This window comes from Arthrobacter sp. ISL-28, from assembly GCF_018613875.1.
In the GTDB taxonomy this organism is placed as follows: domain Bacteria; phylum Actinomycetota; class Actinomycetes; order Actinomycetales; family Micrococcaceae; genus Arthrobacter.
Map to the genome: position 1 here is coordinate 83,353 of NZ_JAGGPJ010000014.1, position 15,257 is coordinate 98,609.

13 protein-coding genes are annotated in these 15,257 nt (G+C 65.6%); 5 read left to right on the plus strand and 8 right to left on the minus strand.

Annotated features, from left to right (window positions below; genetic code table 11):
• Positions 1-121 precede the first annotated feature (121 nt).
• The 6 genes from J7E80_RS11145 to J7E80_RS11170 all read right to left on the minus strand — a co-directional run bounded on the left by J7E80_RS11145 (position 122) and on the right by J7E80_RS11170 (position 6,362).
• A complete protein-coding gene (locus J7E80_RS11145; RefSeq protein WP_215051528.1) occupies positions 122-517 on the minus strand; it encodes a universal stress protein in 396 nt (131 codons plus the stop codon).
• Complete coding sequence (locus J7E80_RS11150; protein ID WP_215051531.1) at positions 514-2,196, minus strand: tripartite tricarboxylate transporter permease; 1,683 nt, start codon at positions 2,194-2,196, stop codon at positions 514-516. Before J7E80_RS11150 ends, J7E80_RS11145 begins: the two co-directional genes overlap by 4 nt.
• The gene (locus J7E80_RS11155) at positions 2,197-2,700 is read right to left on the minus strand and encodes a tripartite tricarboxylate transporter TctB family protein (protein WP_215051532.1); all 504 of its coding nucleotides are present in this window, start codon (positions 2,698-2,700) and stop codon (positions 2,197-2,199) included. It abuts the gene before it with no gap.
• Positions 2,697-3,707, minus strand: a complete 1,011-nt coding sequence (locus J7E80_RS11160; RefSeq protein ID WP_215051534.1) for a tripartite tricarboxylate transporter substrate binding protein — start codon at positions 3,705-3,707, stop codon at positions 2,697-2,699. Before J7E80_RS11160 ends, J7E80_RS11155 begins: the two co-directional genes overlap by 4 nt.
• A 148-nt stretch (positions 3,708-3,855) precedes the next feature.
• Complete coding sequence (locus J7E80_RS11165) at positions 3,856-4,998, minus strand: amidohydrolase family protein (protein WP_215051535.1); 1,143 nt, start codon at positions 4,996-4,998, stop codon at positions 3,856-3,858.
• Positions 4,998-6,362 (minus strand): glutamine synthetase family protein, encoded by a 1,365-nt coding sequence (locus J7E80_RS11170; RefSeq protein ID WP_215051537.1) that lies wholly within the window; start codon positions 6,360-6,362, stop codon positions 4,998-5,000. Before J7E80_RS11170 ends, J7E80_RS11165 begins: the two co-directional genes overlap by 1 nt.
• A 187-nt stretch (positions 6,363-6,549) precedes the next feature.
• On the opposite strand from J7E80_RS11170, the gene J7E80_RS11175 reads away from it, so the two are divergent.
• Entirely contained in the window at positions 6,550-8,139 is a 1,590-nt protein-coding gene (locus J7E80_RS11175; RefSeq protein WP_215051668.1) for a sensor histidine kinase, read from the plus strand.
• Positions 8,136-8,804, plus strand: a complete 669-nt coding sequence (locus J7E80_RS11180; RefSeq protein ID WP_215051538.1) for a response regulator — start codon at positions 8,136-8,138, stop codon at positions 8,802-8,804. The genes J7E80_RS11175 and J7E80_RS11180 overlap by 4 nt, the downstream gene beginning before the upstream one ends.
• 6 nt (positions 8,805-8,810) lie before the next feature.
• Here the strand turns inward: J7E80_RS11180 and J7E80_RS11185 are convergent, their stop codons facing one another.
• On the minus strand, positions 8,811-9,401 hold the full coding sequence (locus tag J7E80_RS11185; protein WP_215051540.1) for an adenylate kinase: 591 nt from the start codon (positions 9,399-9,401) through the stop codon (positions 8,811-8,813).
• 341 nt (positions 9,402-9,742) lie between these two features.
• Between J7E80_RS11185 and J7E80_RS11190 the strand changes: the two genes are divergently transcribed.
• Complete coding sequence (locus tag J7E80_RS11190) at positions 9,743-10,141, plus strand: hypothetical protein (RefSeq protein WP_215051542.1); 399 nt, start codon at positions 9,743-9,745, stop codon at positions 10,139-10,141.
• Between the two features lie 38 nt (positions 10,142-10,179).
• Here J7E80_RS11190 and J7E80_RS11195 read toward each other — a convergent pair whose 3' ends face one another.
• Positions 10,180-13,644, minus strand: a complete 3,465-nt coding sequence (locus J7E80_RS11195) for a DEAD/DEAH box helicase (RefSeq protein ID WP_215051543.1) — start codon at positions 13,642-13,644, stop codon at positions 10,180-10,182.
• Between the two features lie 184 nt (positions 13,645-13,828).
• Here J7E80_RS11195 and J7E80_RS11200 point away from each other — a divergent pair, with 184 nt between their 5' ends.
• Both J7E80_RS11200 and J7E80_RS11205 read left to right on the plus strand, forming a co-directional pair.
• Positions 13,829-14,062, plus strand: a complete 234-nt coding sequence (locus J7E80_RS11200; RefSeq protein ID WP_215051545.1) for a hypothetical protein — start codon at positions 13,829-13,831, stop codon at positions 14,060-14,062.
• A 5-nt stretch (positions 14,063-14,067) separates the two neighbouring features.
• The gene (locus J7E80_RS11205; RefSeq protein WP_215051547.1) at positions 14,068-15,255 is read left to right on the plus strand and encodes a Vms1/Ankzf1 family peptidyl-tRNA hydrolase; all 1,188 of its coding nucleotides are present in this window, start codon (positions 14,068-14,070) and stop codon (positions 15,253-15,255) included.
• Positions 15,256-15,257 lie beyond the last annotated feature (2 nt).

Genomic DNA, 15,257 nt, shown 5'->3' on the forward strand with positions numbered 1-15,257 from the left:
TTTCAGAGTACGGATGCGGCAGGCCGGGGTTCGGATCCCAACGGATTCCGACCCCGGCCTGCCCGGAGCTGTTGCCAGGTCAGCGGCGCGCGGCTCGGTCTGAGATGCCGCCACACCGCCCTCAGGTGCCGGCTTTGACCGCGAGTACCGGGCAGGAGGCTTCGAGCAGAATCTGCTGAGCCGTGCTGCCCATGATCAGCTTTCCGACCGGAGTGCGCTTCCGGAGGCCGATGACGATCAGGTCGGCGCGGTATTTCTCTGCGGCATCCAGCACCTCGTTTGCGGCATCATGTCCCCGGACCGGCTGCAGGACGAGATGTTCCACGCCCTCCCTTTCCAGCCGCTCGGTGACCGCGGCGAGGTCCTCGGCCGGGACGTACCTTTTGTCCACCAGTGCGTCGCCCCGTGAGGAATTGATGATGACGAGCCGGCTCTGGTTTCGCTGGGCCTCGATGATCGCCCGGTCGAGGGCTGCCGCGCCCTCCGCGGTGGGAACGTAGCCGACGACGATGCTCACTGTTTCTCCTGTCCGTGGTTGACGTGCGTGACCTTGGGTGCGTCCGCGTTCTCCTGGCCGTCGCTGACATCAGCCTGCCTGTGGCGGGTTGCCGTCGGGCTGTCCACGGACGGGCTCTCTGCCGCTGAGCGGTCCGCCGTCGAGCGGTCTCCAACCGGGCCGCCGGTGACGGGACCGGCGGCTGCCACCCGAGTGGGGCGGGCCCGGCGCCATGCCTTGAACAGCAGCGGCCAGACCAGTACGAGGGCCACGATGATGTAGACCACGATGGCGATCGGCTCGCTCCAGAGGCCCGAGACGTCGCCAGCGCTCAGCTGCAGGGTCTTCCGCAGTTGGCCTTCAACACGCGGTCCCAGGATCACGCCGAGGATGAGCGGCAGCACGGGGAGTCCGAAACGCCTCATCATGAATCCCAGTGCGCCCAGGACCAGCAAAATCACCAGATCGAACGCCTGCAGGTTGACCGAGTATGCACCCAGGGTGGCGAAGAACAGGATGCCCGCGTACAGGTACGGGCGGGGCAGCCGGAGCAGCTTCGCCCAGAGCGGTGCCAGCGGAAGGTTCACCAGCAGCAGCAGCGTGTTGCCGATGAAGAGGCTGGCGATCAGTGCCCACACCAGGGGGCCCTCATTTTCGAACAGCAGCGGACCCGGCTGGATGCCGAACTGGACGAAGGCGGCAAGCATGACGGCCGCGGTGGCGTTCGTGGGCAGACCAAGCGCGAGCATCGGGGTCAGGGTGCCGGCCGCCGCGGCGTTATTGGCCGCTTCCGGGCCGGCGACGCCTTCAATGGCACCCTTGCCGAACTCCTCGGGATGCTTGGATAGCCGCTTCTCCGTCACGTAGGAGAGGAAGGTGGGGATTTCGGCGCCACCTGCGGGCAGGGCGCCGAAGGGGAATCCGTATGCGGTGCCGCGCAGCCAGGGCTTCCAGGATCGCTTCCAGTCCTGCTTGCCCATCCAGGGCCGGCCGACCGGGATGATCTGCAGCGGTGTGCGGCGCAGGTGGGCGGCGACCCACAGTGCCTCGCCCACAGCGAAGATCGCGACCGCAATGACCACGATGTCCAGCCCGTCAGCCAGCAGGGGCTGGCCGAACGTGAGGCGTCGCTGCCCGGTAACGGAGTCGATGCCAACCAGGCCGATGGCCAGGCCGAGGCCCAAGGAAGCGAAGCCGCGGAGCCGGGACTCACCCAGGACGGCGGTGACGGCCAGCAGGGCAAGGATCATGATGGCGAAGTAGCTGGGGGAGCCGAGGCTGACAGCGAAATCAACCACGATGGGGGTGAAGACCACGAGCAGGGTGGTGCCGATGGTGCCGGCCACGAACGAACCGATGGCCGCCGTCGCGAGTGCCTGTGCGGCCCTGCCCGCCTTTGCCATCCTGTTGCCCTCGATCGCGGTGATCACGGACGACGATTCGCCGGGGGTGTTGAGCAGGATCGACGTGGTGGACCCGCCGTACATGCCGCCGTAGTAGATGCCGGCGAACATGATGAACGCGCTCGTCGGTTCGAGGACCGTGGCCACCGGAAGCAGCAGCGCCACGGTCATGGCCGGTCCGATGCCGGGCAGGACGCCGACGGCGGTGCCCAGGATGACGCCGATCAGGGCGTACAGGAGGTTCATGGGGGTCAGCGCCGTCGCGAACCCGTCCATGAGTGAGGACAGGATGTCCATCTAGAGAATCCCTTCAAGGAGCCCGGCGGGAAGGGGGATGCCCAGGCCGAGGTAGAAGCCGTAGAAGGTCAGGAGAGCCAGGGCCAGGGAAATGAGTCCGTCACGGACGTAGTGGCGGCTTCCGAGTGCCCAGACGCTGCCCCAAAAGAGCACCGTTCCGGAGATGACCCAGCCGGCCCAGTCGATCAGCAGGATGTTGGCGATGAAGGCGCCGGCCAGCGGGAGAATGGTCTTCCAGTCGGCCGGATGGGTCAGGTCGATGTCTTCGCCGCCTTCGGCCTCGCCGTGGCCGCCGCGGAGGACGTTTACGGCCAGCCACACGGAGCAGACGAGCAGGAGTGCGCCCACGATGATGGGCACAGTCTTGGGGCCAACCGGGTCCGACTGGGAGTAAGGCGTGACCAGGCGCGCTGCGTCCAGGAGGACCAGGGCGCCGGCCGCCCCGAGCAGGGCGGCTACGCCCAGCTCGGAGCGGCCTTTGAGGCGGGAGGCCAAGGAGGTCACGTCAGGCCAAGCTTGGTCAGGACGTCGGCGACTCGCTTGTCCTGTTCGGTGAGGAAGGACTTGAATTCGTCACCGGTGATGAAGGCATCGGACCAGCCGTGGGTCTTCAATGCTTCCTTCCAGGACGCCGAGGCGTGCATCTTCTCCAGCGTGGCAATCAGTGTGTCGCGGTCGGCGTCGCTGATGCCCGGAGGAGCCACGATGCCGCGCCAGTTGGTGAAGACCAGGTCGATGTTTGACTCTTTGAGCGTGGGGGCGTCCACGCCTTCAAGCCGCTTCTCACCGCTGGTGGCCAGGACCCGGATGTCTCCGGACTTGATCTGCTGAAGGAATTCGCCGGCTCCGGACGCTGCGAAACCGAGCTTGTTGCCGAGGATCGCGGGAAGAAGGTCACCGCCGCCGTCGTAGGAGACGAAGTTGACCTTGGTGGCGTCGATGCCGACGGCACCGGCGAGCTGCATAGGCAGAAGGTGGTCTGGACCGCCGGGCGATGAGCCGCCGCCGACGCTGACCTTTGAGGGATCCTTCTTCCAGGCGGCCATGAGGTCGTCGATGGTCTTGTACGGGGAATCCTTGGAGACCATGATGGCGCCAGGCTCTTCGATGAGCCGCGCCAGCGGGGTGGTCTCGGTCAGTTTCGACTCGGACTTGTTGGTGTAGCTGGCTCCGACGACGCCGAGGCCCATCAGCATGGTGAGGTCGCCGTTGCCCTTCTCGTTAACCACCCGGGCGAGGCCCACAGTCCCGCCGGCGCCGGCGAGGTTGAAGACCTCGGGGTTCGTGGCGAGCTTCTCGTCTTCGAGAACCTTTGCCGCCGCGCGTGCCGTGGTGTCGTATCCACCGCCGGGCGTGTTGGGCACCATGATGCGCAGCCCGGTGACGGGGCCGCTGTTTCCGCCGGTAGTGGCGGGTCCGGCTTTAGTGCCGCCGGTTGCTCCGCAGCCCGAGGCCATCAAGGCGATGCCTGCCGCGACTGCCGCTACGCGCAATGCGCTCAATCCGCGCATGTTGTTCCTCTTCTCGTTGATCCGTTTGATCGGTGTAGTCCGATGCTAGGACCGAAAGTGACGCGGCTCACTCTTGTGTAACCAGAAAAAGTTAAGTTCATTGCGTTCACGTTTCCGGGACGACACGGGTCCCAATGGCGGGCCCGGTTCAGGGGAGTGCGTACACACGGCGGGCGTTGCCGTGTGCGATGAGTTGCACGATCTTGCGGGCGTCCGCCTCTGACCAGTCGTCGTCGTCGATCCATCCACCGACAACCTTGGTGATCGCATTGCGCCATAGTCTCGCTCCGAGGTAGTGGAGTTCGGCTGGGCCGAATGCATCGGAGGAGTAAAGGATTTTTGTGAAAGGAGCCAGTTCGAATGAGCGGGCCACCAAGTCCCGGCTCCGTGACCCTGTGAAATTCACGGCAAGGCCCACGTCGATATAGACGTTTTCGAAGGCGTGGGCCAAATAGCCGGCCTCGCGTTCGAATGGATAGCAGTGGAGGAGCATGATCGGTGTGTCTCGGACTTCGGGGGACCTGAGAAAGTCCAGGAGGTACAGGGGATTGGTTTTGTGGAGGTCCAGATCGCGGTCACCGAAGCCGACATGGAACTGCAGCGGAAGCTTCATTGACACGGCGGTATAGATCCCGTGGGCAATAAGTGTCACATCGGTGAGCTTCGCCCTGGTGCCGCCGCCTAGGTTCTCCCGCCAGCGGCGGGCTGCTTCAGTGACCGCAGCCGGGGTCGGTCGGCTGAGGTTTTGGTCGAATCCTGCGCGGTAGGCGAGAACTGTTTTGACGCCCACAGCGCTGAGGGTGAGGTTTTGAAGCCGCTGGCCGAACTCTTCGACGTAATCTGCCGGGTTGGCTATCTCCCGGATCAGCTGCTCGGCGACCACTTCCAGTCGTACGATCTCGTGGGTTCGTCCACCGGAAACATCGGCCATGCCGTCCAGGCCGAGGTAGTCAGCGGTAGTTAATCCTGTATCGATCAGCCAGTCGCTCACCCCGGCAGCGCGGGTCATGCGCCGGCTGACCTCGAGTTCGGCAAGCTCGGAGCGCCGGTTCCAGTAGTCCGCCGGTGAGGCATGTCGTGGCAGATCAAGGATGCCGCTGCACCAGCGCCGGATGGCGAACCCGATTTGCGTGTTATAGGTGTCCCTGGGGTTGGCCAGGGGTTCGTTGTTCCCCTCATTGAGTGAGTTTTGAAAGCGTTCCTCACCACCATCGGTGAGGAACGCGCCATGCACGTGGTGGTCGATGAGGCGGACTTGTTCTACGAAGGCCGGGAAGCTACCGCCCGCCATCAGATCGACCAGGCAAGCCGAAAGCGTTCGGCAAGCTCGTCCGGCGCGAGGTCCGCGGAGGTCCGCTGTTCATAGCGCCGGACGGCCACGGTGGCGTCGACGACGGCGTCTCCGAGAAGTCCGCGTGCGAGGCGTGACGTGTCGAGCGTGTCGATGATGGCGGCGGGGGAGTTTGGGAGCATCCGAATGTTGGCCCGGTGCCGCTCGTCTTCGGAAAGCCGTCCCGGGTCGCCGGGGACCGCTGCCGGAAGCTTGCGCCCGCTGCGGATTCCCTCAAGGGCAAGTGCGAGGATGGCTGCGGAGGCCAGGTACACGTTTGCAGACGGGTCGACGATTTTCACTTCGACGTTGGCTCCGTGGGGGTTGCTCCTGCCCTCGTTCAGAAAGCGCACTGAGGCTTCCCGGTTTTCCAGACCCCAGCACAAGTAGGCACCCGACCACGTGCCGGGCGCCAACCGGCTTCCGGACAAAACTGATCCTGTGAGGAATCCCTGGATATCGGGGAGTCCTGCGATGATTCCTCCGATGGCCGCGCCCCCTTCGCCGGAGATGCCGTACGGTCCGCTGCCGCCGGAGAACAGCGGCAGGCCGTTCTTTTGGAGTGAAAAGTGCTGGTGAGCACCATTTCCGACGGTGCCGGGAAAGGGCGATGGGGAGAAGGAGGCCTGCATGCTGTGGGCTCTGGCCGCGATGCCAACCATGATCTTGGCAAGGACCACGGTGTCGGCGGCATGAACGGGCGAGGCAGGGGGAAGCGAAAACTCGAACTGGTTTCTGCCGTACTCGGCGTGGATTTGCTCAATGGGAATGCCGGCCTGGTTCATCGCTGACAGCAGGTCATCGAGGAATTCCGATCGGTCCAGAAGGCCGGTTGCCCCATACGGAACCCATGACGTGGTTTCCAGCGCTGAGCCGTCCGGAGAGGTGAGGAAGAATTCAAGCTCGTGGCCTACGAGTGCCTGGTATCCGGCCTGGTTGAGACTGCCGTCGACGCCGGCCAGAAGGCCGCGGGCACAGGCCGGAGACGGCGCTCCGGCTTGTTCGAACAGGCTGGCGGGTGCCCACGCCCAGCCTCCCTGCAGCACACGGAGACCCGTGATATCGATCTTGAGGCGCATATCGCCAACGGGCGTGATGCTGTCCGTGAACGCTATCCCGCCGTCGATGGTGAACACATGCCAGACAGGGGCAGCACCCATCCCAGCCTGATGGAAGGTTCCGAGCCGCGCTAGCGGAACGCTCTTGGCCAGGGTGATGCCCGAAGCATTCACCACCGTGCCGATCACAGTACGGACGCCGGCCTCTTGGAGTTCGCGTTGTGCCCTTGCTACGGCGGATTCGTCGGCTGATGTGATGCGAGTCATGCGCCTATCATGCACGCGCGGTACGGCAGGAAAACAGCACCAGGGAGCAACCACAGGTGCGGTATAGTTCACCCCACCGCGAGGAAACGGCGCGGAATCGCGGGGACGGCGAACCGGGCCGCCTGCTCGCGCACGACGGCGGCCCACGCACACAGAAAGACAGCACCACATGACTCGACGGCGAGGAATGTCCCTGGCGGGGCAGTATCTCCGCCTGCAGCTGCTGATTGTGCTGGCCGTGCTGGTGGCCGTGGTGGCGATCTCGCTGGCGCAGTCCGCCGCGGCCTTCGAGCGGATCGAAGGGGGCCGTGCCCTGTCGGCAGCCGAGACTCTTGCCGCGAATCCTGTCGTCCGCAGCCTGCTCGCCGATGCTCAGCCAAGCGTCGGTACTGCGCTGCCCTCCGTGGCTGAGTCGGTGCGGACAATCTCAGGTTCCTCGCGCGTTGCCCTGGCGCGGGCCGACCGGATGGTGGTGACGTCGTCGGACCCATCGCAGGAGGGCCGTGAGATGGTGCTCGGCGACAGTGTCGTGATGACCGGACGGGCCTGGACCGGATTGGTGGACACCGGGGGAACGGAAGCGGTCTCTGCCCACGTGCCCGTGCTGGACGACCGCGGGAAGATGGTGGGCATCGCTTCCGTGGGGAGGAATTTCCCTTCAGCCCTGGAACGGCTCGGGGCCGCCGTGCCGAACCTGTTGACGTACGTGGGCGTGGCCAGTGTGCTGGGTGTCGCGGGTTCGCTGCTGCTGGCCAGGAGGGTCAAGAGGCAGACCCTGGGCATGGAGCCAGATGAGATCACCGGCCTCGTGGAGAACCGGGAAGCCATGCTTCATGGGCTCAAGGAAGGCGTGGTGGCGCTGGATCCCCAGCACAGGATCACGGTGGTCAACGACAGTGCACGGCGCCTGCTCGGACTGCCGGACGACTGCGTGGGAAAGGATCTGGGCAGCCTCTCCGTGCAGCCGGCCCTGAAGGAAGTGCTGACCCAAGACCAGCCAGGTCCGGACAGGCTGGTCCTGGTCGGTGAGAGCCTGGTTGTGCTGAACCGGATGCCCATGCGCTCACACGGCCGGGTCATCGGCTCGGTGACCACGCTGCGTGACCGGACGGAACTGGCGTCGCTCGAGCGCGAGCTGGGCACGACGCGGACGGCCACGGACACCCTTCGCGCCCAGGCCCATGAATTCGCCAACCAGCTCCACACGATCTCCGGCCTGATCCAGATCGGCGAGTATGACGCCGTCGTCCAGTTCGTCAACGGCACGACGTCGAACCGTACCCGCCTCAACGAAGAAGTGACCAGCCGGATTGAGGACCCCGCCTTGGCCGCCCTGCTCATTGCCAAATCGAGCCTCGCCGCCGAACGCGGCGTTTCGCTGGAGCTAGCGCCGGAGTCCCGCCTGGGCCGGGTGGATGAGGAACTGTCCCGGGACCTGACCACCGTGGTGGGAAACCTCGTGGACAACGCCCTCGATGCGGTCACGAACACGGCCAACGCGGAGGTTGAGGTCATCATCGAGGAGGACGACGGCGCGGTGAGGGTTGTGGTGAGCGATTCCGGGTCGGGGGTCCCGCCTGACGTCATGGACGATATCTTCCGCCAGGGGTTCAGTACCAAGAATTCGTCCGACGGCGGCCGCGGCTATGGCCTGGCGCTCGCCAGGGTCGTGTGCCAGCGCCGCGGCGGCCGGCTCACCGTGCACAACGACGGCGGCGCGGTGTTCACCGCGGAACTGTTTCCCGTGGAACAGAACGGCAAAGGAAGGCAGCCATGATCAACGTCCTTATCGTCGACGACGACTTCATGGTGGCCAAAGTCCATGCCGGCTTCATCCAGCGCACGCCCGGTTTTCAGGTCGTGGGGGTGGCCCACACCGGCGCCCAGGCGATACTGGAGACGCATCGGCTGCAGCCGGACCTCGTCCTGCTGGACATCCACCTTCCCGATATCAACGGGCTGGACCTGATGCACCAGCTGCGCGAAGCGGCGCCGGAGCTGGATGTCCTGGTCATCAGTGCGGCCAGGGAAGTGGAGACGGTCCGGCGGGCACTGCGCGGCGGGATTGTGCACTACCTGATCAAGCCGTTTTCACAGACGGACCTGCAGGAGCGCCTGGAGCATTACCGGAATACGTACCAAAGCCTGACCTCCTCGAAGGATGTTGCGGAGCAGGCCGATGTCAACCGCGTGTTCGGGCTGGAGCGCGGGGACCGGCCGCTGCCCAAGGGGTGCAGCGCCGAGACACTGCAGGTGGTGGAGCGCGCATTGCACGCCGCCGAGGGCGACGTCTCCGCGGCCGAACTGGCCGTGCTGGTCGGAACCTCGCGGGTGAGCGCCCGTCGCTACCTGGAGTACCTCAACGACGAGGGGCTGGTGGACGTTACCCTGAAGTACGGCGTCGGGCGTCCCGAGCGGCGGTACGTGTGGAAGGCAGGATGATGTCGGTCAGAGTGCAGTCCGTCGTGTCCTCACGGTTTCAATGCCTTTCAGCGCCCCGGCAGTGACCTGATCGACCTCGGCGGTGCCGTCCACGGAGAAAAGAAGACCGCGTTGGGCGTACTGGGCGACGACAGGCCCTGTTTCTTCACGGTAAAGCTGCATGCGGTGACGGATGACAGCTTCGGTATCGTCGCTCCGCCCTTCGATCCGGGAGCGGAGCAGTAACCTGCGGACGATCTCGTCCTCATCAACGGTGATTTCCAGAACGGCGTCCAGGGTATGCCCGATGCTTTTTAGTATGTGGTCCAGATCTTCCAACTGGCTGAGAGTCCGCGGGTAACCGTCAAGGAGGAAACCGTTCTTCGTGTCCTGCTGCCGGAGCCGCTCCTGCACCATGGCCGTTGTGATGTGGCTGGGGACGAGGTTTCCGGAATCCAGGTATTCCTCCGCTTCGATACCCAACGGCGTCTGGCCGGCCAGATGGGTGCGGAACATGTCCCCGGTGGAGATCCCCGGGATGCCCAACTGTTCGCTGAGCCGGTGCGCCTGGGTGCCTTTGCCTGAGCCGGGAGGGCCGATGATCAACAGCCTCGTCATGGCTTTGTCCGTTCTGACTGTTGGATGGCGCGATTGGGTTCGCGGCTGGTACTTGTTGCCCGGATGGCAACCATGACACGCCTGCCGGGAGGGGGTCAAGCATCACTCAAGCGTCGGCGCCGCCTCGGTCCGGACTGCGTACTGCGGAAAATCCGGGTAGTTCCGGCATGAAAAGACGGGTAGTGGCCTCGCGTGACGCCAGGGCACGACGGCCCGTTGAATGAGTCCTGGCAGGACAAATTCAACTCAACGGGGGGCAACAACATGATCCATTCGCGAAAGCCGGTGGCGTCCTGGCACGGATTGGCGCCGTCGCGCCCTGAGCGGTCCGGGAGCAGGCCATGAGCTCCGGGCTGGCGTCGGCCGTGCAGTTCGCAGGGTCCCTGCCCGGCTCGATTCTGCTGACACTGGGACAAGCCCTCGTCGTCGCGTGCGTCTGTTTCGACATGGTCCGCGAGCTGTCCGTGCCCCGTTCCCACGGCCGCTACGTGGCCAACACCATTTTCCGGACGCTCGCGCCGCCGGCAATTCTGGTCATGGCATTCAGCGTCCTGATCGACGCGGCGGCGGGCGCCTGGTCGGGCGTCAGTGCCGGGATGTTCGTGCTCGTCGTCGTGACCTACCGATGGCGCACCTCCTCCGATGAGGACAACTGGTGGAAGGGCAAGGGCAAAGCATTGGGCCGGTGGCTCCAGAAGCGTGCTTCGGTTTCTTCCCTGACTGCCCCGGCTGCAGCCTGACGCGGGACTTTCCGCCCTGGTCCGCGGGACCTTCCCCCCTAGTCGTTGAACAGGCCAGCCAAATCCTCGGCCGTCAGCGAGCCGCCCGAGAGCGCGTCGCCTTCCATAACGTCGGCGAAGAGCTGTGATTTCTTAGCCTTGAGCGCCATGACCTTCTCCTCGATCGTGTCCTTGGCCACCAGCCGGTAAACCATCACGTTCCGGGCCTGGCCGATGCGGTGCGTGCGGTCCACGGCCTGCGCCTCGGAGGCCGGGTTCCACCACGGGTCCAGCAAGAACACGTAGTCGGCCTCGGTCAGGTTCAGGCCGAAGCCGCCGGCCTTGAGGCTGATCAGGAACACCGGGGCCGCGCCGTTCTTGAACTCGTTCACCACGTCAGTACGGTTCCGGGTGCCGCCGTCGAGATAGCAGAACTCGATGTTCTCCTCGACCAGGCGCTCGCGGACCTTGCCTAGGAAGCCGGTGAACTGGCTGAAAATCAGCGCCCGGTGGCCTTCGGCCACTAGGTCCTCGAGCTGCTCGAACAGCACGTCCAGCTTGCTGGACCGCACGCCGGACAGCGTCGCGTCCACCAGGGAGGCGTCCAGGCTCAGTTGCCGCAGCAGCGTCAGTGACTGGAAAATCGTGAAGCGGTTCTTGTTCACGTCGTCGATCAGGCCCAAGATCTTCTGCCGTTCGCGCTGCAGGTGTGTCTGGTACACCTTCTGGTGCCGCGGGTTCAGCACCACTTCCAGGATCTGCTCCTGCTTGGGCGGCAGATCGTGAATGACCTGCTCCTTCGTCCGGCGCATCATGAGCGGGCGGACCCGACGGCGGAGCTTGTCCAGCTGCCCCTTGTCACCGTTCTTCTCCACCGGCTTCTGGTAGTACTCGGCGAACCGCTTGGGGCTCGCAAAGAGCCCCGGCGCCACGATCGAGGTCAGTGCCCAGAACTCCATCAGGTTGTTCTCCAGCGGCGTGCCGGTGATGGCCAGCTTGAAAGCGGCCGGCAGTTTGCGGGCGCACTGGTACGCCTTGGACTGGTGGTTCTTCACGAACTGGGCCTCATCCAGCACCAGCCCGGCCCACTGCCTCGAGGCGTAGGCGTCGTAGTCGATCCGGAACAGCGCGTAGGAGGTGATGATGATGTCTGCGCCGGCCATCGCGTCCACCGGGTCCGCGCCGGTCTTCGCGAACGTTTCACCAATGGCCCGCACGGTCAGGCCCGGCGCGAAGCGCGCGGCCTCCGCCTCCCAGTTGCCCACGACGCTCGTGGGCGCCACTACCAGGAAGGGGGTTCCGCCGTCGGGCGTCGTGGTCCCTGCAACGGGCGCGCCGACCCCGGCGGCGTGCTCTTTCGCGGCACACATCAGTGCCAGCGCCTGGACGGTCTTGCCGAGGCCCATGTCGTCCGCCAGCACTCCGCCCAGCCCGTGACGGTAGAGGAAAGACAGCCAGTTGTAGCCCTCCAGCTGGTACGGGCGCAGTTCGGCGTTCAGCGTGGCCGGCAGCGGAAGGCCCTTCACTCCGCCCTCAAGCAGTCCGCCCACCGCCTCGCGCCACGCGGCGGCCTGCTCGTCCACGATTCCCAGCTGCGCCAGCTCGTCCCACAGTCCGGCCTGGAAACGGCTGATCTGCAGCGGGGCGTCCTTGTTGTCCTGCAGGGCGCGGGCTTCATCGATCAGCGCCCGCAGCTGATGCAGCTCGGGAAGGTCCAGGGAGAAGTACGCGCCGCTGGGAAGCAGCATCCGCGTCTGGCCAGCCGCCAGCGCCGAAAACAGCGCCGCGAATGATACGGGCTGGCCTTCAAGGGTGATCACGATGCCGAGATCGAACCAGTCCCGCTGGTCCGTCGCTTTCGTGGAAATCGCCACCACCGGGGCTTCCTCTGCCTCGCGGTAGTCAGCCATCTCACCGGACGTCTCCACGGACACACCGGGAGTGTCCTGAAGCCGGGGGAGGACCTCTTCGGTGAAGGCGAGCGTGTCCAGCCCGCTGAGTTCAGCGGTGGCCGCAAGCCGCGGCGTACCCCAGCCGCCCGTCGCCGATTCGCCCAGCGCCGGCACCACATCCCAGGGCTGTCCCACGGCTTCGAGGATCCGCGCCTCGGCCGGGTCGTCGCGGTAGCCGTGGTCACCGGGGTGCCGCCACAAGGGCTGCGCGGTGACGAGGTTCCCGGATTTGTAGTGCCACTCCCAGTGCAACCGGACGCGGTGGTCGGCGCCGTAGTTCGCCAGCAGGGACAGCGCAGGGACGGCCAGGGTGGGCAGTTCCACCGACTCGTCGGACGCCGTCACCCGGGCTGCCTGCTTGAGCTTGGGGTAGAAGCCCGTGAGGAAGCGGCTTTCGTCCCGGGCCGGAATACGCAGGGTGCTGCCGGCCGTCACGAAGGTCAGCAGTTCCTCGCTCAGCCCGCTTTCGAGCGGTGCCAGCGTAATGACCGTGTCCGCGGCGACGCCAGGCAGGGCGTCCCCGCCGGACGTCAGGAAGATGCCGTGCGCCGGCCGGCCGATGGTCCCCACGGAGGCCGGATCCACCTCCACCCCCTCGACGGTGATGGTGGGAGCAAGCTCCAGCCCGCCGCCGTCGGACGTTTTGGGCCCCCCGCCGTTTTCAGCCGCTTGCTCCGCAACCGCCGGGCCCTCGACGCTCGAGCCGTAACGGCTCAGATTAAGGCCGACGGCGGCAGGCGACTCTGCGACCCGCACCGGCTCCTGCCCGCGGCTGTGGACCAGGGCGACTCCGATCTTCTTGGCCTCGTCCAGCAGGCTCCACAGGTTCTTGCCCGCGAAGGAGTTCATCCCCAGCCAGAGGGCAGTCGAGGACTGCACCCGGTTGGCGGCGGAGGTGTGGGCGGCAAGGAAGGCCTGCATCCACTCCACGTGGGCCTCGTTGCATTCACGCCGGAAATTCAGGTAGCTGAGCGTGTTCCACGAAACGTCGCCGCGGATCCACTTGCCCTTGGCCCCCATGATCACCGGGCGGGCCTTCAGCTGGCGGACACTGCGCAGCGGATCCCGGCGGCCAGTGTAGGAGAAATGCGGGGCCGGCTCCTCCACATCGAACTGGAGGGCCAGCGGGATGCCTCCCGTGGACTGGGTGATGCCGGGCTGGGAAATCAGCGGGCTCAGGGCCTGCTCCCAGTCGGCGAGCTCGAGCCCTGACGGCTCACGGGACAGCCGGGAAACCTCCGCCGGAGCCAGCAGCTTCACCCGGATGGCCGGATTGTCCTCCGCGGCGAACAACAGTGCGGCCACATGCTTGCAGTCCTTCCGGACCGGGCAGCTGCAGACGCCGACCGTGCAGCTCCAGCCGCCCGCTTTCCGCACCAGTTTCGCGGTCGTGGAGTATGGCACGTCGGCGCCGCCGCGCACCTTTCCCAGCATCAGCCCGGTGGCGGCGTCGAACGAGATCCCGGAGACACGGCTCCCCATGGCATAGGCGAGTCCGGCCGCGAGGGAGCGGTCGTTGATCGCGGGGGTCTGGATTGCCAGTGCCGCACTCTCGTCCTGTTTGGATGGCATGGTGCGCGCTACTTTCAGCAGGTCAAAAATCTGCAGGTTATCTGATCCATCTTAGTCAGCCGGGGGCAGCCCTGAAACTTCGGCGATTGTTCACCGTGCAGTTCTCCGCGGAAAGTGCCGGTGCTACCGTGGAAAGTGATCGACAGGACATTTGACCCACGGTTCAAAAGGAAAGGAGATCGAAATGGTTGAGCGGGGAAACACCACCCACGGCCCTGCCCTGGACGACAAGATGCAGCAGGAAACCCAGGGGCTGCGCCAGGGCGGCAGGTCAGGGCATGCGGAGGAGTGGCGGGAAACTGAGCCACTGCCGGATGACACAGACAGCCAGGAAGTCAGGGAAGCTGTTCGGGAAAATCTGCCGGAGGGTGGCCCTGAGCCCACCGACGTCACCGAGGAACGCGGCAAGGATGCGTGAGCGCCATGTCCATGACACTTTCAAAGTATTCGAAGCTCTTTGAGGCCGGCGGCACCTGGTGCACGGTATTGACGGACGCCGGAACGGGCACTGTTGACTCCCTTGAGGCGGCAGACGTCAGGCCTGCCCACATTCGGGATGAACTGCTTGCCGCGGGTGCCCGCAAGGAGGACGCCAAGGCGGTGGAAGACGCCGTCCGGCCGATGGAAGGCGTGCCCAACCCGGTTGCCCGGTTTGTCATCGCCCATGATGGCCATGTTGAAGTCGACGAAGTAATGACCGGCGAACGCGTGGACAGCCCTTATGTCAACGTCGGAGTGATCCCGGATCTGCTGCCCCTCCTCCGGCACAGCAGCGCCGACATGCCCTTCGTGGCTGTCAGCGTGGACCGGACCGGAGCGGACATCACCCTCGCCCACGCCCCGAGGCCCTTCGGCGCCGGGGATACCTCCACCCAGACAATGCAAGGCATCACCGAGAACCTGAAGAAGGTACCCGGCGGCGGCTGGTCCCAGGGGCAGTACCAGCACCGGACGGAGGAAGTGTGGCGGAAGAACGCCGACGAAGTGGCCGCAGAGATTGACCGGCTCGTTGAAGCCGAGCGTCCTGCCGTCGTTGCGATCGGCGGTGACATCCGGGCCAGGGACCTCGTCCTTAGCCAGCTGTCGGATGCAAGCCGCGCCCTTGCCGCCACGGTGGAATCGCACACGAGGGCCGGAGGCGCCGATCCGGAGGTCATGCGGGCCGCCGTCGAACGGCTGCTGGCTGAAGTCGAAGCGCGTTCCCAGCAGCAACTGCTGGAAAAACTCGCGGAGGAGAAAGGGCACAACAGGGGGAGGGCGGCGTTCGGTGTAGGGTCCGTGGTGCACGCCCTGCAGCAGGCGCAGGCCCAGACTCTCGTGCTCAGCAATGAGCTGACGGCAGATCCGGGCACCGGCAACACTGCCACGGAGCCAGCGAGCCGCTCCGTACGGAACATGCTGGTTCTTGCTGCCAGCCCGTGGGTGGCGATCGACGAGTCCGAAGCCCTTGGCGCAGAGGTTCTTGGTCAAGCCCCTGCCGCTGCTGCCCTGCTCCGGGCTGCAGTGCTCACCGACGCCGAAGTTGAGCTCGTGCCGGCAGCCGCCATTCCGGGCAAGGCCAGCGCCGCGGCGCTGCTGCGGTGGAATACCGGACCGGCCGTGCCCCGCTAGGG